The sequence below is a fragment of the Streptomyces adelaidensis genome, from assembly GCF_016598475.1.
Classification (GTDB): domain Bacteria; phylum Actinomycetota; class Actinomycetes; order Streptomycetales; family Streptomycetaceae; genus Streptomyces; species Streptomyces adelaidensis.
Genome location: NZ_JAEMUX010000011.1, coordinates 101,385 through 123,913, shown reverse-complemented (window position 1 = coordinate 123,913; position 22,529 = coordinate 101,385). Strand labels below are relative to the sequence as shown.

At 70.8% G+C, this 22,529-nt stretch carries 25 protein-coding genes and 2 pseudogenes; 9 read left to right on the top strand and 18 right to left on the bottom strand.

What is annotated here, in order from left to right; translation table 11 throughout:
* Positions 1-37: 37 nt before the first annotated feature.
* The 3 genes from I8N67_RS09085 to I8N67_RS09075 form a co-directional block, all read right to left on the bottom strand.
* Complete coding sequence (locus I8N67_RS09085; protein WP_200302084.1) at positions 38-1,078, bottom strand: NUDIX hydrolase; 1,041 nt, start codon at positions 1,076-1,078, stop codon at positions 38-40.
* Positions 1,079-1,262: 184 nt separating this feature from the next.
* Positions 1,263-1,562, bottom strand: coding sequence for a hypothetical protein (locus I8N67_RS09080; RefSeq protein ID WP_200302083.1), 300 nt, complete (start codon positions 1,560-1,562; stop codon positions 1,263-1,265).
* Between the two features lie 89 nt (positions 1,563-1,651).
* Positions 1,652-2,608, bottom strand: a complete 957-nt coding sequence (locus I8N67_RS09075; RefSeq protein WP_200302082.1) for an ROK family protein — start codon at positions 2,606-2,608, stop codon at positions 1,652-1,654.
* A gap of 254 nt (positions 2,609-2,862) precedes the next feature.
* On the opposite strand from I8N67_RS09075, the gene I8N67_RS09070 reads away from it, so the two are divergent.
* Together I8N67_RS09070 and I8N67_RS09065 are read left to right on the top strand one after the other, a co-directional pair.
* Positions 2,863-3,912: a LacI family DNA-binding transcriptional regulator gene (locus I8N67_RS09070; protein WP_200302081.1), complete on the top strand. Its 1,050-nt coding sequence runs from the start codon at positions 2,863-2,865 to the stop codon at positions 3,910-3,912.
* A 3-nt stretch (positions 3,913-3,915) separates the two neighbouring features.
* A complete protein-coding gene (locus I8N67_RS09065) occupies positions 3,916-4,683 on the top strand; it encodes a hypothetical protein (RefSeq protein ID WP_200302080.1) in 768 nt (255 codons plus the stop codon).
* A gap of 44 nt (positions 4,684-4,727) precedes the next feature.
* Here I8N67_RS09065 and I8N67_RS09060 read toward each other — a convergent pair whose 3' ends face one another.
* Both I8N67_RS09060 and I8N67_RS09055 read right to left on the bottom strand, forming a co-directional pair.
* Positions 4,728-5,435 (bottom strand): hypothetical protein, encoded by a 708-nt coding sequence (locus tag I8N67_RS09060; protein WP_200302079.1) that lies wholly within the window; start codon positions 5,433-5,435, stop codon positions 4,728-4,730.
* 503 nt (positions 5,436-5,938) lie between these two features.
* Complete coding sequence (locus I8N67_RS09055; RefSeq protein WP_200302078.1) at positions 5,939-7,270, bottom strand: DUF6986 family protein; 1,332 nt, start codon at positions 7,268-7,270, stop codon at positions 5,939-5,941.
* A 198-nt stretch (positions 7,271-7,468) separates the two neighbouring features.
* On the opposite strand from I8N67_RS09055, the gene I8N67_RS09050 reads away from it, so the two are divergent.
* On the top strand, positions 7,469-8,374 hold the full coding sequence (locus I8N67_RS09050) for an endonuclease/exonuclease/phosphatase family protein (protein ID WP_307835188.1): 906 nt from the start codon (positions 7,469-7,471) through the stop codon (positions 8,372-8,374).
* A 57-nt stretch (positions 8,375-8,431) separates the two neighbouring features.
* On the opposite strand, the gene I8N67_RS09045 is transcribed toward I8N67_RS09050, so the two are convergent.
* From I8N67_RS09045 to I8N67_RS09030, 4 genes are all read right to left on the bottom strand, one after another.
* Entirely contained in the window at positions 8,432-9,394 is a 963-nt protein-coding gene (locus I8N67_RS09045) for an electron transfer flavoprotein subunit alpha/FixB family protein (protein ID WP_200302076.1), read from the bottom strand.
* A gap of 52 nt (positions 9,395-9,446) precedes the next feature.
* The gene (locus tag I8N67_RS09040; RefSeq protein WP_200302075.1) at positions 9,447-10,232 is read right to left on the bottom strand and encodes an electron transfer flavoprotein subunit beta/FixA family protein; all 786 of its coding nucleotides are present in this window, start codon (positions 10,230-10,232) and stop codon (positions 9,447-9,449) included.
* A 218-nt stretch (positions 10,233-10,450) separates the two neighbouring features.
* Complete coding sequence (locus I8N67_RS09035) at positions 10,451-10,972, bottom strand: flavin reductase family protein (protein WP_200302074.1); 522 nt, start codon at positions 10,970-10,972, stop codon at positions 10,451-10,453.
* A 166-nt stretch (positions 10,973-11,138) separates the two neighbouring features.
* Positions 11,139-11,567, bottom strand: coding sequence for a TlpA family protein disulfide reductase (locus tag I8N67_RS09030; RefSeq protein WP_200302073.1), 429 nt, complete (start codon positions 11,565-11,567; stop codon positions 11,139-11,141).
* 75 nt (positions 11,568-11,642) lie between these two features.
* Between I8N67_RS09030 and I8N67_RS09025 the strand changes: the two genes are divergently transcribed.
* Both I8N67_RS09025 and I8N67_RS09020 read left to right on the top strand, forming a co-directional pair.
* Positions 11,643-12,059, top strand: a complete 417-nt coding sequence (locus I8N67_RS09025; protein ID WP_200302072.1) for a DUF4395 domain-containing protein — start codon at positions 11,643-11,645, stop codon at positions 12,057-12,059.
* 186 nt (positions 12,060-12,245) lie between these two features.
* Positions 12,246-12,974 carry a lysophospholipid acyltransferase family protein gene (locus I8N67_RS09020; RefSeq protein ID WP_200302071.1) on the top strand — a complete coding sequence of 243 codons (729 nt, stop codon included), beginning with the start codon at positions 12,246-12,248 and terminating at the stop codon, positions 12,972-12,974.
* A 47-nt stretch (positions 12,975-13,021) separates the two neighbouring features.
* Here I8N67_RS09020 and I8N67_RS42420 read toward each other — a convergent pair whose 3' ends face one another.
* The 6 genes from I8N67_RS42420 to I8N67_RS08995 form a co-directional block, all read right to left on the bottom strand.
* Positions 13,022-13,204, bottom strand: coding sequence for a hypothetical protein (locus tag I8N67_RS42420; protein WP_234045339.1), 183 nt, complete (start codon positions 13,202-13,204; stop codon positions 13,022-13,024).
* Positions 13,201-13,374, bottom strand: a complete 174-nt coding sequence (locus tag I8N67_RS42415) for a hypothetical protein (RefSeq protein WP_234045338.1) — start codon at positions 13,372-13,374, stop codon at positions 13,201-13,203. Before I8N67_RS42415 ends, I8N67_RS42420 begins: the two co-directional genes overlap by 4 nt.
* Before the next feature lie 95 nt (positions 13,375-13,469).
* A complete protein-coding gene (locus tag I8N67_RS09010; RefSeq protein WP_200302070.1) occupies positions 13,470-14,063 on the bottom strand; it encodes a transglutaminase-like domain-containing protein in 594 nt (197 codons plus the stop codon).
* Between the two features lie 90 nt (positions 14,064-14,153).
* Positions 14,154-15,233 carry a threonine aldolase family protein gene (locus I8N67_RS09005; protein ID WP_200302069.1) on the bottom strand — a complete coding sequence of 360 codons (1,080 nt, stop codon included), beginning with the start codon at positions 15,231-15,233 and terminating at the stop codon, positions 14,154-14,156.
* The gene (locus I8N67_RS09000) at positions 15,230-15,982 is read right to left on the bottom strand and encodes an SDR family NAD(P)-dependent oxidoreductase (protein ID WP_200302139.1); all 753 of its coding nucleotides are present in this window, start codon (positions 15,980-15,982) and stop codon (positions 15,230-15,232) included. The genes I8N67_RS09005 and I8N67_RS09000 overlap by 4 nt, the downstream gene beginning before the upstream one ends.
* Before the next feature lie 47 nt (positions 15,983-16,029).
* Positions 16,030-17,427, bottom strand: a complete 1,398-nt coding sequence (locus I8N67_RS08995; RefSeq protein ID WP_200302068.1) for a DUF6421 family protein — start codon at positions 17,425-17,427, stop codon at positions 16,030-16,032.
* A 412-nt stretch (positions 17,428-17,839) separates the two neighbouring features.
* On the opposite strand from I8N67_RS08995, the gene I8N67_RS08990 reads away from it, so the two are divergent.
* The gene (locus I8N67_RS08990) at positions 17,840-18,523 is read left to right on the top strand and encodes a glycerophosphodiester phosphodiesterase (protein WP_200302067.1); all 684 of its coding nucleotides are present in this window, start codon (positions 17,840-17,842) and stop codon (positions 18,521-18,523) included.
* A gap of 31 nt (positions 18,524-18,554) precedes the next feature.
* Here I8N67_RS08990 and I8N67_RS08985 read toward each other — a convergent pair whose 3' ends face one another.
* Positions 18,555-19,094 (bottom strand): GNAT family N-acetyltransferase, encoded by a 540-nt coding sequence (locus I8N67_RS08985; protein WP_200302066.1) that lies wholly within the window; start codon positions 19,092-19,094, stop codon positions 18,555-18,557.
* A gap of 174 nt (positions 19,095-19,268) precedes the next feature.
* Here I8N67_RS08985 and I8N67_RS08980 point away from each other — a divergent pair.
* From I8N67_RS08980 to I8N67_RS08970, 3 genes and pseudogenes are all read left to right on the top strand, one after another.
* Positions 19,269-19,662, top strand: a pseudogene (locus tag I8N67_RS08980) (VOC family protein).
* 99 nt (positions 19,663-19,761) lie between these two features.
* Positions 19,762-20,526, top strand: a complete 765-nt coding sequence (locus I8N67_RS08975; RefSeq protein WP_200302065.1) for a VOC family protein — start codon at positions 19,762-19,764, stop codon at positions 20,524-20,526.
* 83 nt (positions 20,527-20,609) lie between these two features.
* Positions 20,610-21,632: an aldo/keto reductase gene (locus tag I8N67_RS08970; RefSeq protein ID WP_200302064.1), complete on the top strand. Its 1,023-nt coding sequence runs from the start codon at positions 20,610-20,612 to the stop codon at positions 21,630-21,632.
* Here I8N67_RS08970 and I8N67_RS08965 read toward each other — a convergent pair.
* The gene (locus I8N67_RS08965) at positions 21,629-22,177 is read right to left on the bottom strand and encodes a MarR family winged helix-turn-helix transcriptional regulator (protein WP_200302063.1); all 549 of its coding nucleotides are present in this window, start codon (positions 22,175-22,177) and stop codon (positions 21,629-21,631) included. The two genes, I8N67_RS08970 and I8N67_RS08965, sit on opposite strands and share 4 nt — an antisense overlap.
* A pseudogene (locus I8N67_RS42410) lies at positions 22,174-22,350 on the bottom strand (FUSC family protein); the annotation flags it as partial. The pseudogene I8N67_RS42410 and the gene I8N67_RS08965, both read right to left, overlap by 4 nt.
* Between the last annotated feature and the right edge of the window lie 179 nt (positions 22,351-22,529).

The following is a 22,529-nucleotide window of genomic DNA, read 5'->3' as shown; positions in this document are numbered from 1 at the left end:
CGAGTTCACGGGGGGCGTGCCCAAGTCGCGCCGGACGTCACACCGGTACGCCCGCCTCCAGGTACAGCGCGGCCCCCCGCTCCCTCGCGCGGAGCGCCCACCGCAGCCGCTCGTAGCGCACGGGCGGGAGCAGGTCGGCCGCCTCCTCCTCGGTGACGAACCGCCAGTCGCGCAGTTCAGGACCGGGCAGTACAGGCCGCTGTGCGCCGGTGGCGTCCAGGTGTCCGCCGTCGAAGAGCAGGCGGAGTCCGCCGTATCCGGGGGGCGCCGGTGACTCCCAGTCCACGACCAGCAGCCGGGGCACGTCGTCGAGCCGTATGCCGGTCTCCTCGATGACCTCGCGCATGCCCGCGCGGGCGGGCGCCTCGCCGGATTCCACGACCCCGCCGGGGAACTCCCAGCCGGCCTTGTACGTCGGATCGACGAGCAGGACCCGGTCGTCCTCGTCGAACAGCAGGACCCCTGCGGCGACGGTCTCGGCGGTCGGCTCGGGGGTCTGCACGATGTCGCACACGGGTACGTCCCCGGCGGCCACGTCGTAGGCGATGCGCCGCGCGGTCTCGTACGGGGTGAGGGCGCTGGTGTCGACGAGGTGGGCATCGGCGGTGAGCCAGCCGCCCAGGGCGGTGCGGTAGGGGGCGATGTGGTCGTACGCCCATTGACGCAGCCGCATCTCGCCGTCGGGGAGGTCCGGCGGAATCTCCCGCTCGGCTATTCGCTCCCGCAGTATCGTTTCGGCCGGGGCCAGGAGCAGATGCCGTACGGGAATGCGGCGGGCGGCGAGGCCGCCGAAGATCTCGTCGCGATACTCCTGGCGGAGCAGGGTCATGGGGACCACGAGGGTGCCGCCCAGCTCGGCGAGCAGGGCGGCGGCGGTGTCGATCACGAGCCGTCGCCAGCTCGGCAGGTCCTGGAAGTCTCCGACCTCGGCGAGGCGTTTGGCCGGCAGCAGATGTGTGAGTGCGCCGCCTATGACCTCGGGGTCGAAGAGTGTGCTGTTCGGGATCAGTTCGATCAGTTCCCGTGCGGTGGTGGTCTTTCCCGCACCGAACGCGCCGTTGATCCAAACGACGGTCACGGTTCCCCCTCTTCTGTTGACCCCCTGAGGCTTGCCCTCCACTCCGCCACGGAAACCAGCCGTTGTCGAAGAGCCGAAATACACGGCCATACAGGGCGGCACACACGACGGCGGGTCCCCACAACCGTGGGGACCCGCCGCTGTGTACAAGAGGCGGACGGGACCGGCCCGCCCGCTCGATCCGTCAGCCTGCCTTGCCGCCCTTGCCTGCCTTGCCGCCCTTGCCTTCCTTGCCGCCCTTGCCTTCCTGCCCCTTCTGCCCCTTCCGCCCGCCCAGAGCGTCCTCGGCGACCGCCAGGCTGTCGCCGGCCACCGTCTTGCCCGCCTTGCCAGCCTTGACGAGCGTGCCCTCGACATCCAGTTTGCTCAGCGCGTCCGTCTTCCCGAGCGCTTCTCCGGCGTCGAGACCGTGCGACGGAGTGATCGCCGCGACGACGAAACCGGTGGCGAGGGAGGCGATGGCGAGCATGCTGCGCTTCTTCATGCCCCGCTCAACTGCGGAACGGGGCAAGGGGTCACGGCCCGTCTTTCCGATGCTTCGGCGCCACCCGAGGCTGCTGTCCCACTCCGTGGCTATCCCACTCCGGCCACCGGCGCGCTCGGCCGACGTGCCAGTGCCGCGGCGGCCGCCCCCACCAGGCCCGCGTCCGTGCCCATCACGGCGGGAGCGACGGTCAGGTGCTGGACGAAGGAGAGGGTGGCATAGCTCTTGAGGGCGGCGCGCAGGGGCGTGAAGAGGAGGTCACCGGCGCCCGCGACACCGCCGCCGATGACGGCGATGTCGATCTCGACGAGGGTGGCGGTGGCGGCGATACCGGCGGCGAGGGCCTGGGCGGCGCGCTCGAAGGAGGCGACGGCGACCGGATCGCCCGCGCGGGCGGCCGTGGCGACCGCGGCGGCGGAGGTGTCGCCGTCGGGGCCTGGCCGCCAGCCGTTCTCCAGGGCGCGGCGGGCGATGTTGGGGCCGCTCGCGATGCGCTCGACGCAGCCACGGGCACCGCAGGGGCAGGGGTCGCCGTCGAGATCGACACTGATGTGCCCGATGTGGCCGGCGTTGCCGGTGGGGCCGGCGTGGAGCTGTCCGCCGAGGACGAGGCCGCCGCCGACGCCGGTCGACACGACCATGCACAGCGCGTTGTCGTGGCCGCGTGCAGCGCCCTGCCAGTGCTCGGCCGCCGTGATGGCCACCCCGTCGCCGATCAGCTCGACGGGCAGCCCGCCGGTCGCCGCCCGGACGCGCTCGACCAGGGGGAAACCTCGCCAGCCGGGGATGTTCACGGGGCTCACCGTGCCCGCGGAGGCGTCCACCGGGCCCGCGCTGCCTATCCCGACGGCCGTGGCCCCGCTCCACAGCGGGGCGGCGGTCAGCTCGCCGAGCACCTCCTCGACGGCCCGCATCACGGTGTCGCCGTCCTCCCGCGCGGGCGTCGGGCGCTGCGCGCGCAGGAGGATCCGGCCGTGGCCGTCCACCAGCGCCCCGGCGATCTTGGTGCCGCCTATGTCGAGCGCGGCCACGAGGTCGGTCTGCATCAGTGTCAGTTCTCCCGCTGCGAGTCTCCTACCGGGCACCCGAAACGCGGCGGTGCCCGGATCTCCGGCCGGAGAACCGGCAGCACGACGCTCGCCTGGTGGGGGGCGCCGGCCAGAGAATGCGATAAACAGTCTCCCCCGGCTGTGACAACGTTGTCCAGGCTCTATGCTCGACGCCACATCCTCAACGGCCGCACAATTCCGACACGGCACCACCGACCACACCCGTGGACGACAGGACAGGACAGCGCAGAGTGCCCGAGACCGCCCGCAGCATCCCCCGCCGCCCCGAGAACCGCTACGGCAACCGTCCCACGATGAAGGACGTCGCGGCCCGGGCCGGTGTGGGCCTGAAGACGGTCTCCCGCGTGGTGAACGGCGAGCCGGGCGTCACCCCGGACACCGAGCGCCGCGTCCAGGAGGCGATCGAGGCGCTCGGCTTCCGGCGCAACGACAGCGCGCGGGTGCTGCGCAAGGGCCGTACGGCCAGCATCGGCCTGGTCCTGGAGGACCTCGCCGACCCGTTCTACGGCCCGCTCAGCCGGGCGGTGGAGGAGGTGTCCCGCGCCCACGGCTCGCTGCTGATCAACGGGTCGAGCGCCGAGGACCCGGACCGCGAGCAGGAGTTGGCGCTCGCGCTGTGCGCGCGCCGGGTGGACGGGCTGGTCGTCATTCCGGCCGGGGACGACCACCGCTATCTGGAGCCCGAGATCAGGGCGGGCATCGCCACGGTGTTCGTGGACCGCCCGGCCGGGCGGATCGACGCCGATGTCGTGCTGTCGGACAGTTTCGGCGGCGCCCGCGACGGGGTCGCCCATCTCATCGCCCATGGCCACCGCCGGATCGGCTTCATCGGCGACATGCCCCGCATCCACACCGCCGCCGAGCGGCTGCGCGGCTACCGGGCCGCCATGGAGGACGCGGGCATCGCGGTCGGGGACGCGTGGATGTCCCTGGGCGTCACCGATCCCGAGCGGGTCCGCGGGGCGGCCGAGGACATGCTGTCCGGCCCGGCGCCGGTCACGGCGATCTTCGCGGGCAACAACCGGGTGACGGTCACAGTCGTACGGGTCCTCGCCGAGCACACCCGCCGGGTCGCCCTCGTCGGCTTCGACGACTTCGAGCTCGCCGATCTGCTCCGGCCGGGCATCACAGTGGTCGCCCAGGACCCCGCCCGGCTGGGCCGCACCGCCGCCGAGCGTCTCTTCCAGCAGTTGGACGGCTCCCTCCTGACCCCGGAGCGCATCGAGCTGCCGACCCGGCTGATCGCCCGGGGTTCGGGCGAACTCCCGCCCGAGGACTGAGCTTTGGCCGCCTCCGATCCGCGTACGCTTCAAGCGCTCGGCCTCGCCGTGGCGCCGCGCGAGGATCCGCTCAGCTATCCGGGCGCCTGGCCCCCGAGGTCCGCGCTCCTCGACGGCAACCGGATGCTCCCCCTTGACACGCTCGTCTTCGAGGACCGTGTGCCCGTCCTCTCGGTCGGCTCCAACGCCTGCCCCGCGCAGCTCGTGCACAAGATGGCGGAGCACGGTGTGAAGTGCCGGATCCCCATGGTCAGGGCCCAGGTCACCGGTATCGGGGTCGGCGTCTCCGCCCATGTCAGCCTGCTCGGCTACATGTCCGCGTCGCCCTTCCACTCCCCCGGCACCACCCGCGAGCTGTTCCTCACCTGGCTGGACGAGGCGCAGCTCGCCGTGGTCGACGCCAGCGAGGGCGTCGACTCACCGACCGGGAACTTCCAGCGGGCCGCCCTCCCCTCCGACGACTTCGGTGTCGAGCTGGAGTCGGGCGACGTGCTCGACACCGCCTGGATCTACGTCAACCGCTGGGGCGTCCTCAGCGACGGCGGCCCGGGCCCACGCCTCCATCCGGGCCGGCAGCGCCCACTGATCGGCGAACTCCTGGGCGCGTCGGCGGAGTTGCGCGACCTGTTCGGCACCACCCCGGACGAGTTCTCCGCCCGGGCGCGCGGCGACCGGGCCCGGTGTCTCCGTGGCAGGCAGGTGTTCGCCGAGCAGGGGTGGACGACGGTGTCCGGCCTGGAGCCGTACGTACGGCCGCATCCGGAGGCGTAGGTCCACCGCCCCCGGCGCGCGCGGCGAGCCGTGCGTGGCCCAGGTCAGCAGACCGGGAGGCCGGGCACCGGGGCGTCGTTCTCGCCGCCCTTGATGTAGACGTCGCTGACGAAGACATCGGTGTTGCCGTTGTCGTCGTCGGTCTTGGCCCACCAGACGTTGGTCCACTCGTCGTAGGTCTCGCGGCGGCCCAGGTTCTGCTGGCAGTAGAAGTAGTTGGTGCCGGCGTTGAGGACGCCGACCTCGGTGCCGGCGGCGGTGTAGGACTTGGCGGTGCGCCAGATCGTGCAGTTGTACTTGCCGCCGCCGATCGAGACACAGGACGATTCCTGCGGGGTTTCGCCGCCGGTGGTCCCGCCGGTCGTGCCACCGCTGGTGGAGCCGCCCGAGGTGTCCGAACCTCCCGCACCGCCGCCGCCCGTGGTGACGCCGCTCGTGTCTTTCGACGGGGAGGCGGACGCCTCGGTCTCCTTCTCGTCCTTCTCCTTCGACTGCTCGCTGGGGTTCGCGGACTTCTTGTCGTCCTTCCCCTTGGCGTCGGCGTCGTCGGAGAGGTCGACCGTGCCCCGGCTGGGGCCGTCGGAAGGGGTGGCGCTGCTCGAATCGGTGGCCGAGGGCTGTGCGCCGGTCTCCGTGTCGTCGTTCCCGTTCAACAGTGCGACCGTGACGCCGGTGCCCGCGAGGACGACGGTGACGGCCAGGGCGGCGAGCAGGGCCCGGCCTCTGCGGGGGCGGCCACCGGGCGTGGACACGGTGGTGGCGGCCCCCGAAGCGGGAACCGGCGCACCCGCACCGGGGCCCGGACCGCCGACCGCCGCAGATGCCCCCGTGCCGGGCCCCGCGGCCTGCTGCGGCGCCCCGAAGTCAGGGGTCGGGCGCGTCGAACCGAACCCGGCGCCCGCGCCCGTGTCACCGGGCCCGGTGCCCGCAGTCGGCGGTCCGAAGCCCGGCGGCACCGCCGGGACACCCAGTTCGGTCTCCTCGCGCGGCCGGGGCCTCGCGGTGGAGCACCTCGTCCACGGCCCGCCAGACGACGCCCATGCCGCCACGTCCGAGCTGTTCCACGATCCGGTACCGTCCGGCGAGAATCCGCCCGACACCGTCCGCCTGTTCGTTCGCCCCCGCAGACACCCGCGCCCCGTTCCTGTGACCCACCGATGAGTGGCGCACAGCCTACGGCGTCCGAAGGAGCGCCTCGGACCGGCGGCGACGGCTGTCACAGGACCGCTACGCGCCCACCGTCCGACCCACCCGTCTACTGGCCGGAAATCGTCGGATCGGCCCGCCGTGGTGCCGCGAAGCCCTCCAGGCCGGTGCGGGTCAGGCCGGTCGCGCCGGACACCTCGTCGAGGTCGAGGGCGCCGCAGTCGAGGCCGCGCAGCAGGTAGCCGCTGAGGGCCTTGGCGGTGGCGGGCTCGTCCATCACGTCGCCGCCCGCGCGGCTCGCGTACCGGGACAGGCGGGCGGCGGCCTGTGCGTAGCCCTCGCGGTAGAAGGCGAAGACGGCCGCGTAGCGGGTGGGGATGTGGCCGGGGTGCATGTCCCAGCCCTGGTAGTAGGCGCGGGCGAGGGCGCGGCGGGTGAGGCCGTAGTGCAGTCGCCAGGCGTCGTGGACCTTCTCGGTCGTGCCGACGGGCAGGACGTTGGTGGAGCCGTCCGAGACGCGCACGCCGGTGCCGGCCGCGGCGACCTGCATGATCGCCTTGGCGTGGTCGGCGGCGGGGTGGTCGCTCGCCTGGTGGGCGGCGGAGACGCCGAGGCAGGCGCTGTAGTCGAAGGTGCCGTAGTGCAGGCCGGTGGCGCGGCCCTCGGCGGCGTCGATCATGCGGGCGACGGTGGCGGTGCCGTCGGCGGCGAGGATGGCCTGGCTGGTTTCGATCTGGATCTCGAAGCCGATCCGGCCGGGCGTGAGGCCGCGCGCCTTCTCGAAGGCCTCCAGGAGCCGGACCATGGCGGTGACCTGCTCGGCGTAGGTGACCTTGGGCAGGGTCAGGACCAGCCCGTCGGGCAGGCCGCCGGCCGCCAGCAGGCCGGTGAGGAAGATGTCGAGCGTGCGGATGCCCCGGTCGCGCACCGGCGCCTCCATGCACTTCATACGGATGCCCATGTAGGGGGCCGCCGTGCCTCCCCCAGCCTTCGGCCGGGAGGTGCCCCCAGCGTACGCCTCGGCGATCAGCCGGGCGGCGCGGGCCGCGGCCTCGTCCTCCTCGGCGTCGGGGCGGGGCCCGTAGCCGTCCTCGAAGTCCACGCGCAGGTCTTCGATCGGCTCGCGTTCCAGCTTGGCGCGGACGCGGTCGTACACGGGTCCGGCGAGGTCGTCGCCGAGACCGAGGACGGCTGCGAAGGAGGCCGCGTCCGGGGCGTGCTCGTCGAGGGCGGCGAGCGCCCGGTCACCCCAGGTACGGATGGTGTCGGCGGCGAAGACGTCACCGGGGACGTAGACGGTGTGCACGGGCTGGCGGCCGCCGGGGTCTCCCGGGTAGCGGCGCTCCAGCTCCGCGTCGACGGGGGCGAGGGAGGCGCTGATCTCCTCGCTGACGGCGCCCGCGAGACTCGTCGCCACGTTCTCCTGCCGACCCTGCCCCATTCCACACCCTCCGTCTACCGCAAGATTCCACATTTCGGAATCAATAATCCGCTTGACGAAGCTAACTGCCGATCTTCCCGGAGGTCAACACCGTCTCGAAGTGGGATTCCCCATGCTCTCCCCCTGGTCACTGCTGATCCGCCTTCTTCTTCCGTATTGAATACGCAAGCTTCAATGACCCCCAAGGGAGGAGATCGCGTGCCGAAAGAGGTCGGAGTGACGCGCCGCCAGGGACTCAAGTCCGCGGCGGCCGCCGCCATCGCCGTGCCGCTGCTGACCACAGCGGGTTCGTCGCAGCCCGCGTCCGCCGGTGAACACGCGGGCGCCCTGAACGTCATGACGTTCAACGTGCGCTTCGCGACCGTCGTCGACAAGACACCACGCTGGGCCGTGCGCCGCCCGGTGATGCGGGAGCTGTTGCGCCGGGAGCGCCCGCATGTCATCGGCACCCAGGAGGGGCTCTACCAGCAGTTGCGCATGGTCGAGAAGGATCTCGGCGGTCACTACGACTGGATCGGCACCGGCCGAGGGGGTGGCAGCAAGGACGAGTTCATGGCGATCTTCTACGACACCCGCAGACTCGACCCGATCGAGTTCGATCACTTCTGGCTGTCCGACACCCCGTACACGATCGCCTCCAACACCTGGGGCGCCGACTGGCTGCGCATGGTGACCTGGGTCCGCTTCGCCGATCTCGCGGACGGGGGACGGGAGTTCTACGTCCTCAACACCCATCTGGACAGCGTCAGCCAGTACGCCCGGGAACGCGCCGCGGGGCTCATCGGCGAGACGATCGCCGGATGGGACCGCTCGTCGCCGGTCGTCGTCACCGGCGACTTCAACGCCGCGGCCCACGACAACCGGGTGTACGACCTCATGCTGGACGCCGGGCTGGTGGACGCCTGGGACGCGGCGGCCTCGCGCAGCCCCGCGTACGCGACATACCACGGCTACCGGGGGCTCAGACCCGGCGGCAGACGCATCGACTGGATTCTGACCACGCCGGGGGTGACCACACACTGGGCGGCGATGAACACCTTCTCCATGGACGGGCTGTACCCGAGCGACCACCTGCCGGTGCAGGCCTCGCTGACGCTGGGATGAGCCGAGGCCCCCGTGACCGTGTCTGCGGTCGCGGGGGCCTCGGAGAACTCAGGGGACTCAGCCCTTGCGGCTGTTGATCTCCTCGGTGAGCTGCGGGACGACGTCGAAGAGATCGCCGACCACGCCGTAGTCGACCAGGTCGAAGATCGGGGCCTCGGCGTCCTTGTTGACGGCCACGATCGTCTTCGAGGTCTGCATGCCGGCCCGGTGCTGGATGGCGCCGGAGATGCCGTTGGCGATGTACAGCTGCGGCGAGACGGACTTGCCGGTCTGGCCGACCTGGTTGGTGTGCGGGTACCAGCCGGCGTCGACGGCGGCACGCGAGGCGCCCACGGCCGCACCGAGGGAGTCGGCGAGCGCCTCGATGATCGGGAAGTTCTCCGCGCCGTTGACACCACGGCCACCGGAGACCACGATCGCGGCCTCGGTCAGCTCCGGACGGCCCGTGGACTCGCGCGGGGTACGGCCGGTGACCTTGGTGCCGGTGGCCAGCGCACCGAACGTGACGTCCAGGGCCTCGACCGTGCCGGCGGCCGGAGCGGCCTCGACGGCGGCGGAGTTGGGCTTGACGGTGATGACCGGCGTGCCCTTGGCCACGCGGGACTTGGTGGAGAAGGAGGCGGCGAACACCGACTGGGTGGCCACGGGGCCCTCGTCACCGGCTTCGAGGTCGACGGCGTCGGTGATGATGCCGGAGCCGATGCGGACCGCGAGGCGGGCGGCGATCTCCTTGGCCTCGGCGGAGGACGGCACCAGCACGGCGACCGGGGACACGGCCTCGTACGCGGCCTGCAGCGCGTCGACCTTGGGGACGACGAGGTAGTCGGCGTACTCGGCGGCGTCGTGCGTGAGGACCTTGACCGCGCCGTGCTCGGCGAGGGCGGCGGCGGTGTCGGCGGCGCCGTTACCCAGCGCGACGGCGACGGGCTCGCCGATGCGGCGGGCCAGGGTCAGCAGCTCCAGGGTGGGCTTGCGGACGGCACCGTCCACGTGGTCGACGTAGACGAGAACTTCAGCCATGGGATTGCTCCTGCGGATTGCGAAGGCTTGAGGGGCGGTGAGCGGGTCGGGCCTAGATGAACTTCTGGCCCGCGAGGAACTCGGCGAGCTGCTTGCCGCCCTCGCCCTCGTCCTTGACGATCGTGCCAGCGGTGCGCGCCGGGCGCTCGGCCGCGGAGTCGACGGCCGTCCAGGCGCCCTCCAGACCGACTTCCTCGGCCTCGATGTCGAGGTCGGACAGGTCCCAGGACTGAACCGGCTTCTTCTTGGCCGCCATGATGCCCTTGAAGGACGGGTAACGCGCCTCGCCCGACTGGTCGGTGACGGAGACCACGGCCGGCAGGGAGGCTTCCAGCAGCTCGCTCGCGGCGTCGCCGTCCCGGCGGCCCTTGACCGTGCCGTCCTCGACGGAAACCTCGGAGAGCAGCGTGACCTGCGGGACACCCAGACGCTCGGCGAGCAGCGCGGGCACCACGCCCATCGTGCCGTCCGTGGAGGCCATGCCGGAGATCACCAGGTCGTAGCCGGCCTTCTCGATCGCCTTCGCCAGCACCAGCGAGGTGCCGATGGCGTCGGTGCCGTGCAGGTCGTCGTCCTCGACATGGATCGCCTTGTCGGCGCCCATCGAAAGCGCCTTGCGCAGCGCGTCCTTGGCGTCCTCGGGACCCACGGTCAGAATGGTGATCTCCGCGTCGTCCGCCTCGTCGGCGATCTGCAGCGCCTGCTCCACCGCGTACTCGTCCAGCTCGGAGAGCAGACCGTCCACGTCGTCACGGTCGACGGTCAGGTCATCGGCGAAGTGCCGATCGCCAGTGGCGTCGGGCACGTACTTCACAGTGACAACGATCCTCAAGCTCACGCCGGCTCTCCTACTGCATCGTCATTTCCGGGCTGCCTTCTTGCAGGCAGCATAAGCGCCTGAAGCGGCCGATCCCGATCGGGGCGACCTGCGCTCCGGTCGAAATATTACTCGCCAGTACGGCGTCTACGTTCCCGTATCCCGTTCCCGCTAAGCAAGCGCTTTGAACTGTGAGTTAGGCAACCCTGCGTAGTCGTACGGCGAGATCGGACGGGAGGTCACTCCCGCAGGCCGTTGAACCGGCCCTGGTGGTACAGCAGCGGCTTGCCGGTGCCCGACGGGTCGCCGAGGACGACCTCGGCGAGGACGATCCGGTGCTCGCCGGCGGGCACCCGCGCCACGACCCGGCAGACCAACCAGGCGAGCACGCCGTCCAGGACGGGAACTCCCTCCGGGCCGCTACGCCATCCGGTGGGCGCCCCGAACCGGTCGGCGCCGCTGCGGGCGAAGGTGGCGGCCAGCTCCTGCTGGTGCTCCCCGAGTATGTGCACGCCCACATGCTCCGCCTCGGAGATCACCGGCCAGCTGGAGGCGCCGGTGCCGATGCCGAACGAGAGCAGCGGGGGCTCGGCGGAGACCGAGCTGAGCGAGGTGGCGGTGAAGCCGACGGGGCCGGCGGCGCCCTGCGCCGTGATCACGGCGACGCCGGCCGCGTGCCGGCGGAAGACGGAGCGCAGGAGATCGGGAGAGGCGAGCTGAGGTGTGAGCCGGTGCGAACGGAGGCCGGGGGTGGCCGTCATGGAGTTGTCCTTCTGCCGGAGTCGACGAGCTGGTCCGTGGCTGCTCAAGTACCCGGACAGCGCGAACCGGCCGTGCGGACCACGAACGCCGTGGACATGGCGTCACACTCGAAGAGAAGGAGTTCTCGGGGCATACAGTCAGACTGACGATAGGTGAGGCGTACAGTCAAGTGCGTTCCGGTATCACGGCGTCGCCGAGCGCGGCGATCACATCCGCCCTGCGCGGCTGTCCGGTGGCCCGGCGCACGATCCGGCCCTCCGCGTCGAGTACGAGCACGGTCGGCGTCTTGAGGATGTCGAGCCGCCGTACGAGGTCGAGGTGTTCCTCGGCGTCGATCTCCACATGGGCGACGCCGGGGACCATTTCGGCCACTTCGCCGAGCACTGTGCGAGTCGCCCGGCACGGGGCGCAGAAGGCGCTGGAGAACTGGACGAGCGTGGCCCGTTCACCGAGCCCCTCCCCCAACTCCGCCGCGCCGAGCCGCTTGTCTCCGTCCCGCCCGCGCACCTTGACTCTCCCGCTCCGCCGCTGATGCAGCACTCCGTAGGCGCCGGCCGCCGCGAGCACCAGTACGCACACCACAAGTCCGGTCACGGCGTGGTTCAGCGTTCATGAGACCGCAAAGATTCCCGGCTCCCCACGGAGATTGGCGTGAGGAATGCTTGACGCATGGACATCGATGTGAGGGGCCCGCGTTTCGGCGCGGCCGTGACGACCGTCGTACTGGCGGTCGGGCTGATCTCCGGAAGCGCGTGGCTGCTGGCCTGGCAGACGTTCGCGTTCGCGCTGGGCGCGGCGGGCGGGGTGGGGCGTTCGCCGTACGGCTGGGTCTTCCGCAGGTTGGTGCGGCCGCGGATCGGGCCGCCGACGGAGTTCGAGTCGCCGGAGCCGCCGCGGTTCGCGCAGGCGGTGGGGCTGGTCTTCGCGGCGGTGGGGCTGATCGGCTTCGCGGTGGGTCCGCAGTGGCTGGGACTCGCGGCGGCGGGGGCGGCGCTCGCGGCGGCTTTCCTGAACGCGGTGTTCGGGTACTGCCTGGGGTGCGAGATGTACCTGCTCGTCCGGCGAGTGGCCGCACGCGCGGATTGAGGCGGGGTCGAAGTTCCGCGAACGGGAGTGTGTTCGACGTGACGAGAATCTCGCGCCGGGGCGGCGTAAGGGCTGGCCACTCGTGCGTTCTTGGGGCACGATCTGCGGGATGCCGTAAACCTACGGCTGCGTAACTTTCCCGCCGGGAGCCCCTTTCCCAGGCAGAGAGAAGGGTCCACTCCGCCCATGGCAGAGCTTGTCTACCGCCCCGCGATCGGTCTCGCCATGACTCTGTTCAAGGCGTGGGACCTGAAGATCGACTGCAAGGGGTCGGAGAACATTCCGCGCTCGGGCGGCGCCGTGCTGGTGAGTAATCACATCAGCTATCTGGACTTCATCTTCGACGGCCTGGCGGCGCTGCCGCAGAAGCGTCTGGTGCGTTTCATGGCCAAGGAGGCGGTGTTCCGGCACAAGGTCTCCGGTCCGCTGATGCGCAACATGCGGCACATCCCGGTGGACCGCAAGCAGGGCGAGGCGGCTTACGCCCACGCGCTGGACTCGCTGCGCTCCGGCGAGATCATCGGGGTCTTCCCCGAGGCCACCATCTCGCAGTCGTTCACCCTGAAGAGCTTCAAGTCGGGTGCCGCCCGGCTGGCCCAGGAGGCGGGCGTCCCGGTGATCCCGATGGCCGTGTGGGGCACCCAGCGGCTGTGGACCAAGGGCCACCCGCGCAACTTCAAGCGCAGCCACACCCCGATCACCATCCGGGTCGGCGAGGCGATAGAGGCTTCGAAGGACAAGTACGCGGGTGCCATCACCCGTCAGGTGCGCGAGCGCGTCCAGGAGTTGCTGGAGGCCGCCCAGCGCGCCTATCCGGTGCGCCCCAAGGGTCCGGACGACACCTGGTGGATGCCCGCCCACCTCGGCGGCACGGCCCCGACCCCGGAACAGGTCCGCGAGGCCGAGGCCCGCTGACCGCTCGACCGGCGCGGGCTTCACGGACCTCCGGTACGTCGAGGGGCTCACGGGTTCCAGTACGTGGCCAGGGAACCTATGAAGCCCGCCCCGAAGTTGAGCACGACCAGTTGCGCCGCGGCGGTCAGCCACAGCCTGCAGAGCAGGGCGAGACCCGCACTGCCGACCGCCAATTGGTACAGGAACACGACGGAGTTGTGCTGATAGCTCGCGCCGTCCTGGTCCATCATCCCCGGTACGGCAGCCAGTCCTCGGTGAAGACGCCCTCCGTCCCGACGATCAGGATCATGCCGACGACGAGCAGGTCCATGGCGACCAGTAGTACGGCCACCCCGATGTCGGCTCTCCGGTGACGATCCGAACGCTCCAGCAACCGCCGAGCTCTCCCCGTCTCACGCATCCGCCGAGTCGATCACTTCCCCTCGGGACGAGCTGTGGTGGAAGCCACAGCTCCGGCAACAGACGCGTCACAGAAACCGGCGCCCGCGCGGCACCTCAGAGTGCGACGGGGAGCGTGCGCCAGAGATGCGGGCGGTCCGGGGCGGCCCGGAGGGCTCCGAGGACGGCCGGGTGCGGTTCGGCGTACAGGTCCGGGTAGTCCACCTCGTCCAGCTGCGGGTCGGGTACCCAGGCCAGTCGCTCACCCGTCAGGGAGAACCGGGCGTTCACGCCCGGCTTGTTGCCGCGCGGGTCCTGGCGGTGCCAGTCCCCGTTGAAGCGCACGGCGACCAGGCCGTGTACGGCGTGTCCGTCGCCGTCGTCGTGCGCGAGCCGCTGGTAGCAGAGCGCGGTGGGGATGTCCTCGGCGCGCAGCAGCGCGGTCAGCGCGTGGGCCTTGGCGTAGCAGATACCGGTGCCCTGCTCCAGGACGTCGGAGGCACGCCAGGTGACACGGAGGTCGCCCGAGTCGGCCGAGTGGGGAATGGTGTCGCGCACGAACTCGTACGCCACTCGCGCATAGTCATACGAGTCGGTCGCGTCCTTGGCGAGCTGCGCGGCCGTCTCGCGTATCCGGGGGTGGTCATGGTCGATCACCTCATCGGCGGCCAGATATGCGGACAGGTCGGGGGTTTGCTGGATGAGCTCCATGTCCGCAGAGCATAGAAAGTCGATCACCCGATCGTCAATACATTTTCCGATGCCCGCATATTTATGCAGTCATTGCGAGGCCTGCACGGCTCAGCGCGCCATCTCCTCCTTGAGCGCCGCCACGAACCCGTCCACGTCCTCCTCGGTCGTGTCGAAGGAGCACATCCAGCGGACGTCGCCGGCGGCCTCGTCCCAGAAGTAGAAGCGGTAGCGCTTCTGGAGGCGTTCGCTCACGTCGTGCGGGAGGCGGGCGAAGACCGCGTTGGCCCGGACCGGGTGGAGGATCCCCACGCCGTGGACCGCGCGGACGCCCTCGGCGAGCCGCTGGGCCATCTCGTTGGCGTGACGGGCGTTGCGCAGCCAGAGATCCTTGGCGAGCAGCGCCTCCAACTGCACGGACACGAAGCGCATCTTGGAGGCGAGCTGCATGGACAGCTTGCGCAGGTGCTTCATGTGACTGACCGCGTCCTGGTTGATGACCACGACCGCCTCGCCGAACAGCGCGCCGTTCTTCGTCCCGCCCAGGGAGAGGAGATCGACGCCGACCGCGTTGGTGAACGTACGCATCGGGACGTCCAGGGAGGCGGCCGCGTTCGCTATCCGGGAGCCGTCCAGGTGCACCTTCATGCCGTGCGCGTGGGCGTGTTCGCAGATCGCGCGGATCTCGTCGGGCGTGTAGAGGGTGCCGAGCTCGGTGCTCTGGGTGATCGAGACGACCTGGGGCATCGCCCGGTGCTCGTCCTCCCAGCCGTACGCCTGCCGGTCGATCAGCTCGGGGGTGAGCTTGCCGTCGGGGGTGGGCACGGTGAGCAGCTTCAGCCCGCCGATCCGCTCCGGCGCCCCGCACTCGTCCACGTGGATGTGGGCGCTCTCGGCGCAGATCACCGCGCCCCAGCGGTCGGTGACCGCCTGGAGCGCGACGACGTTGGCGCCGGTGCCGTTGAAGACGGGGAACGCCTCGGCGGTGGCGCCGAAGTGGCTGCGGACGATCCGCTGGAGGTTCTCGGTGTACTGGTCCTCGCCGTACGCGACCTGGTGCCCGCCGTTGGCCACGGCCAGGGCGGCGAGCACCTCGGGGTGGGCCCCCGCGTAGTTGTCGCTGGCGAAACCGCGGATCTCCGGGTCGTGATGACGTCGGGCCGCCGTACAAGGGGCCTTCGGAGGGTTCACGGCTTGTCGGTCAGCCACAGACGGTTCCCGTTCACTTCGGCGGCGGGCTTCTCCCAGACGCCGACGATGGCCTCGGCCAGCTCCTTGACGTCGGTGAATCCCGCGAACTTCGCGTTGGGGCGCTCGGCGCGCATCGCGTCGTGCACCAACGCCTTCACGACCAGGATGGCAGCCGCGGAGGTCGGCCCCTCCGGTCCGCCGGCCTTGCGGAAGTAGTCCGCCGTGGCCAGTGTCCACGCCTCGGCGGCGGCCTTGGCGGCGGCATAGGCGGCGTTGCCCGCGGTGGGCCTGGTGGCGCCGGCCGCGCTGATCAGGACGTACCGGCCGCGCTCGCTGCGCTGGAGGGCCTCGTGGAAGGCGAGGGAGGTGTGCTGCACGGTGCGGATGAGCAGCATCTCCAGGAAGTCCCAGTCGTCGAGGCTGGTCCTGGTGAAGGTCTCGCTGCCGCGCCAGCCACCGACGAGGTGGACGAGCCCGTCGACCCGGCCGAAGTCCTTCTCCACGCGGGTGGCCCAGTCGCGGGTCGACTGGAGGTCGAGGAGATCGACCGTGTCGCCCACGACGGTGGCGCCGCCCTGCGCGTACCGGGCCGCGTCCACGGCCTCGAAGAGCCGCTCGGGGTCGTTGTCGGAGCCGACGACGGTCGCTCCCGCCTCGGCGAGCCGTACCAGTGCCGCCCGGCCCGCGGGCCCGCCCGCGCCCGCCACCGCGATCACCGCGCCGCTCAGTGCACCGTTGCCGTTGCCCATGATCTTCGCCTCCGTAGCAGCGTCCACGACGTCCACGTTTCGGGCGCTCATGCGGCGGCCCGCTCGGCGTTCGCCGCGGTGATGCCCTTGGTGGAGGCGATCACATGCTTCAGCTTCTTGGCGAGCGCCTCATAGAACATGCTGAGCGGAAACTCGTCCGGAAGCACCTCGTCGACGAGTTTGCGGGGCGGCTGCGACAGGTCCAGGGCGTCTGGGCCCTTGGCCCAGCGGGAGCCGGGGTGCGGGGCGAGGTAGCCGGCGACCAGCTCGTACCCGGCGAACCAGTGGACGAGCTTCGGGCGGTCGATGCCGTCTCGGTAGAGCTGCTCGATGTCGGCGCAGAGCTGGTTGGTGACCTGTGGGGCGCGCCGCCAGTCGATGTGCAGCTTGTTGTCGGTCCAGCGGACGACGTCGTGCTTGTGGAGGTAGGCGAAGAGGAGCTGGCCGCCGAGGCCGTCGTAGTTGCGGACGCGCTCACCGGTGACCGGGAAGCGGAACATGCGGTCGAAGAGCATCGCGTACTGCACGTCGCGGGCCTGCGGGACGCCGTCGCCCTCCAGCTTCACGGCCTCCTTGAAGGCGGTGAGGTCGCAGCGCAGCTCTTCGAGGCCGTACATCCAGAACGGCTGGCGCTGTTTGATCATGAAGGGGTCGAAGGGCAGGTCGCCGTGGCTGTGGGTGCGGTCGTGGACCATGTCCCACAGGACGAAGGCCTCCTCGCAGCGCTTCTGGTCGCCGACCAGCTCGCTGATGTCGTCGGGCAGTTCGAGGCCGAGGATGTCGACGGCGGCCTCGGTGACCCGGCGGAAGCGGGCGGCCTCGCGGTCGCAGAAGATGCCGCCCCAGGAGAACCGCTCCGGGGCCTCGCGCACGGCGATGGTCTCCGGGAAGAGGACGGCCGAGTTGGTGTCGTACCCGGCGGTGAAGTCCTCGAAGGTGATGCCGCAGAACAGCGGGTTGTCGTAGCGGGTGCGCTCCAGTTCGGCCAGCCAGTCGGGCCAGACCATGCGCAGGACGACCGCTTCGAGGTTGCGGTCGGGGTTGCCGTTCTGCGTGTACATGGGGAAGACGACCAGATGCTGGAGGCCGTCCGCCCGGCCCGCGGCGGGCTGGAAGGCCAGCAGCGAGTCGAGGAAGTCGGGCACCTTGAAACCGTCGTCGGCCCAGCGGCTCAGGTCCTTGACGAGCGCCTCATGGTACGCGGCGTCGTGCGGCAGCAGCGGGGACAGCGCCCGTACGGCAGCGATCACGCCCTGCAGGGCCAGGTCGGCGTCCGCCGGGTCAGGGGCGCCCTCGGCGTCGAAGTCGATCGAGCCGTCCTTGGACTGCCACGGCCGGATCCGCTCCACGGCATCCTTGAGCACGGGCCAGGCCGGATGCTCCACCACCCTACCCACCGGAGGAACGCCGCCCTCCGTAGCCATCTGCACAAGAATTTCCGTCATGACGCATCCTCCACGGAAGAACCTTTCGTAAGGACACCGTATGCAGGGAGGGTTCCCTCCCGCAAGACCGATCATGGGCGGCCCCACCGGAAATCCTCCCGCCATTCCCCATACCTAACCGGTGAATCTCCTGTCACACGCCCCACGGATCACGATTCATGCGCGGGCGGTGTCCGGGCATACCGGCGGGGTCAACGCGCGCCGGACTCGCCCACTCAGGGATGACCCGATTCGCGTGCGCCTGGTGCGGAAACGGTCCTGTTCTCCGATGCGACACGCCATGACACGGCTCGAAAGGGCCCGTGCACGTACGGATGCATCGCACGGCGAGAGGACTACGCTGCGCCCCAGCCGCGTGCCGCCCCTTCCCGGTCACGCGGGCCGAGCCGCCGTCGACGGAAGCGAGTCAGCCTTGAACTTCGTCACCATCGGTCATCGCGGGGTCATGGGTGTCGAACCCGAGAACACCCTCCGTTCCTTCGTCGCCGCCGATCGCGCGGGCCTCGACGTCATCGAACTCGATCTGCATCTGAGCAAGGACGGCGCGCTCGTCGTCATGCACGACGCGGATGTGGACCGGACGACGGACGGCACGGGCCCGATCGCCGACAAGACCCTCGCCGAGCTGCGCGCCCTGGACGCGGGCCGCGGTGAACGCGTCCCCACGTTCGAGGAGGTCCTGGACGCGGTACGGGCACCGCTCCAGGCCGAGATCAAGGACACGGCTGCGGCCCGCGCCCTCGCCGAGGTCATGCACCGGCGCGACCTGCTGGGGCGGGTGGAGGTGCTCTCCTTCCACGACGAGGCGGTCGCCGAGATCGCCCGGCTCGTCCCCGGCGTACGCACCGCGCTGGTCGCCAGCCGCTACGGCCCCGACGTCGTGGACCGGGCGGTCGCGGTGGGCGCCCTCACCCTCGTACTGAACATCCGGCGGCTGACCCTGGAGGTCGTCGAGAAGGCCCGCAAGGCGAATCTGCGGATCATCGGCTGGGTCGTGAACACCCAGGACCATCTGCGGCTGGTCCGCGCGCTGCAGCTGGACGGCGCGACGACCGACTACCCCGACATCAAACGCACGGGCCGCTTCACGGCGTGAGCGACGGCGTGCGCGCCTACGTCGGTTCCGCCTACGACAGTTCCTTGACCAGCAGCTCGAACCGCAGGTCGTCCCGCTGTGGGATGCCGAAGCGCTCGTCGCCGTACGGGAACGGGGTCATCCGTCCCGTACGGCGGTAGCCGCGCCGCTCGTACCAGGCGATCAGGTCGTTCCGTACGGAGATCACGGTCATGTGCATCTCCTCGGCGCCCCAGGTCTCGCGCGCGGTCCGCTCGGCCTCGGCGATGATCACCTTGCCGAGGCCGCCGCCCTGGAGGGCCGGGCTCACCGCGAACATCCCGAAGTAGGCGCGGGCGTCACGGTGTTCGAGCTGACAGCAGGCGACGACCGTGCCGTCTCGCTCGACGGTGAGCAGCCGGCTGTCGGGCGACTTGATGACCTCGAGAACGCCCTCGGGATCCGTGCGCTGCCCTTCGAGGATGTCCGCCTCGGTGGTCCAGCCGGCCCGGCTGGAGTCCCCGCGGTACGCCGACTCGATCAGCGCGACGAGGGCGTCCACATCGGCGTCGGTGGCATCGCGGAAGGTCAGGCCGGTGGCGGCGGCTTCCATGGGGGCGCTCCTGACGGACACTCGGTGCGGCTCGGGCGGAGGCGAGCCTATCCCGGGCCCCGTAAGGGGTGCGGGGAACCCCGCGCCCAGCCCCGTACGACCCGCACCCGGAACACGACACCTCCCACCCACAGTCCCCCACCGCCACCCCAGCGGAGCACCTACGCTCGGCTCATGATCCATGTACTCAGCAGCCGCACCCTTCTCCGCCCCACCGACCCCGAGCGTTCGCGCGCCTTCTACGGCGGGCAACTGGGTCTGCCCGTCCACCGCGAGTTCGGCACGGGCGATCACCGGGGTGTCGTGTTACTTCCTCGGCGGCGGTTTCCTGGAGGTCGCCGGTCGCTCGGACACGCCGCCGTCGCCCGCTTGGAAGCTGTGGCTCCAGGTGGCGGACGTGACGGCGGCGCACGAGGAGCTGGTGGCGGCCGGGGTGGAGGTGCGGCGGCCGCCGGTGAAGGAGCCGTGGGGGCTGATCGAGATGTGGATCGCCGACCCGGACGGTACGGAGATCGTGCTGGTGGAGATCCCGGCGGACCATCCGCTGCGGTACCGGCCGGGGATCTGACCCCCGGCGGTCGACGACCACCGGTGGCCGGGGCCGGAGCGCGGGCATAGCGTGCTGGAAGGGGATTGTCGTGCCCGATTCCCTTCCGGGAGGAACGCGATGAAGCTCGAAGAGCCGGTGACCGGCGGGCCCTGCTGGACCGAGCTGGGCACCAGCGATCCGGAGGCGGCCAAGCGGTTCTACACGGAGTTGTTCGGCTGGCGTCCGGAGACCGATCCGCGCCAGGAGGCGGGCGGCTACAGCGTCGCGCACCTCGGTGACGCGGCGGTCGCCGCTCTCACCCCGCTGTATCAGGAGTCGCAGCCGGTCGCCTGGAACGTGTCGTTCGCGGTGAACGACGCGGACGTGGCCGTGCGGGCGGTACGGGCGGCGGGCGGGGCGGTCGTCCTGGAGCCCAGGGACGTCTTCGACATCGGGCGGTTCGCGGTGGCGTTCGATCCGGGCGGCGCGGCCTTCCAGCTGTGGCAGGCGCGGTCCTTCCCCGGCGCCGGGCTGTTCAACGCGCCCGGCACGCTCGGCTGGGTGGAGCTGCTGACCCGTGTGCCGGAGCGGGCCAAGGCCTTCTACACGACGGTGTTCGGCTGGAGCGTGACCGCCGCCGGGCAGTACACGCAGTGGGGCATCGACGGGGCCGACTTCGGCGGCATGATCACGATGGACGACAAGTTCCCGCACGAGGTGCCCTCCCACTGGCTGCCGTACTTCGCCGTCGAGGACGTCGAGGACACGGCCCGGATCGCCACCGAGGCGTCCGGCACCGTCCTCATGGAGCCCACCTCGGTGCCTGACGGTCGGCGCATCGCGGTACTGCGTGATGCCCAGGGGGCGATGTTCGGCGTGTATGCGGCGGGTGCCGAGGGCTGACCCGCCCGGCAGCCCGCGACTTGCGTTGAAGCGCGCTCCAACTCCTAGCGTCGTCCCCACGAAACACTCGGAGGGGATGCACAGTGCGTTACACACTGTTCGGCAGGACCGGTCTGCGCGTGAGTGAACTGGCTTTCGGGGCCATGACGTTCGGCTGGGGAGACGTGGATCTCGACACGAGCGGGCCGCTCCTCGACGCCTACGCGGACGCGGGCGGGAACTTCGTCGACACGGCGGACATCTACTCCGAGGGCGCCTCGGAGACCATCGTCGGCAAGCTCCTCGAAGGCCGCCGCGACCGCTTCGTCCTGGCCAGCAAGTACACCTGCGCGACCAGCGCGGACGATGTGAACTCGGCGGGCAACCACCGCAAGAACCTCGTCCAGTCGGTGGAGGCGAGCCTGGAGCGGCTGCGCACCGACCGGCTCGACGTCCTGTGGGTGCACGCACGGGACGATTTCACACCGGTCGACGAGGTGATGCGGGCCCTCGACGATCTCGTACGGTCCGGGAAGGTGCTCTACATCGGGGTGTCGGACTGGCCCGCGTGGGAGATCGCCCGGGCCAACACCCTTGCCGATCTGCGGGGTTGGACCTCCTTCGCGGGCTCGCAGCTGCGCTACAACCTGCTGGAGCGCACCCCGGAGCGTGAACTCCTGCCGCAGGCTCGCGGCTTCGACATGTCCGTGTTCGCGTGGGCCCCGCTGGCGGCCGGCAAGCTGACCGGCAAGTACCGGCGGGGCGAGTCGGGGCGGCTGGGTGCCGACGGGGCCGCCGCCGATCCGCGCGAGGACGCGGTGGTCGACGCCGTGCTGGAGATCGCCGAACAGGGCGGTCTGCCGCCGGCCCAGGTGGCCCTGGCCTGGCTGCTCGCCCGCCCCGGCAACGTCGTGCCGATCGTCGGCGCCACCAGTGGGCGTCAGCTCGCCGACAATCTGGCGAGCGTCGACGTACGGCTCGACACGGACGCGATCACCCGCCTCGACGAGGTGAGCGCGCCCTCGCTGGGCTTCCCGCACGACTTCCTGCGGGAGCCCGTCATCCGGCAGAACGTGTACGGCCCCCGCTGGGGCGACATCGACAACCCCTGGTCGCCTGTCCGCTAGGCGCGCGGCAGGCCGAGCCTGCCTTCCAATTGGATCAGCAACTCCCCCAACAGGGCGGCGAGTTCGAGCCGGTCGTCGGTGTCGACGCCGGAGAGTACACCTGTCTCGTAGGCCAGTTGCTCCGGCAGGACGCTGTCCACGAGCTCGCGGCCGGTGTCGGTGAGGCGGACGTGGGCGACGCGGCGGTCCCGGGAGTCGCCGCGGCGTTCGACCAGGCCGCGCTCGGTGAGCACCTTGAGGCGTTTGGTGACGGCGGCGCCGGAGGCGAAGGTCTCGCGGGCGATCTCGCTGGGGGTCAGTTCGTGGCCGGTGCGGCGCAGGGTGCCGAGGACGTCGAATTCCGGGCGGGTGAGCCCGGCGCGGCGCAGGGGGGCGTCCTCGGCCTGCTGGAGGAGGGCGGCGCAGCGGTTGACGCGGCCGATGATCTCCATGGGCGCGGTGTCGAGACCGGGGTGCACCGTCTGCCACTGGCGCACCACCTTGGCGACCGTGTCTCCGAGAGCCGCGCCGCTCCCCGTCGCCGTCCGCCCGTTGCCTGCCGTCATGCCCGTACACCCTCCGCAGCCTGGAACTCTCGCCGTCCTGCCGTCGCCGCGAGCGTACGGTGTCCGGCCTGCTCGGCGTGCGTCACCCGCTCCGACGGCCAGGCGCGTTGCCACCATTCGCCGGTCGCGGCGTCGGTGGTGGCGCGCAGTTCGACGAGGGCGGCGGCTAGGGCGCTTCTGATGGATCTCCGTGGGAGAAGGAGCGGCGTTCGGTGCGTGCTCTCGGCGTGCCGGGCGGAAGCCCTCGATGGGGGTCCCCCCGCTCGAGCGAAGCCGAGAGTGGGGGAGGAGCTACTAGGGCTTTTGTCCGGTGCGGCGAGAGGGCGTGCCGGGCGTCGTGACGCCGCGGAGA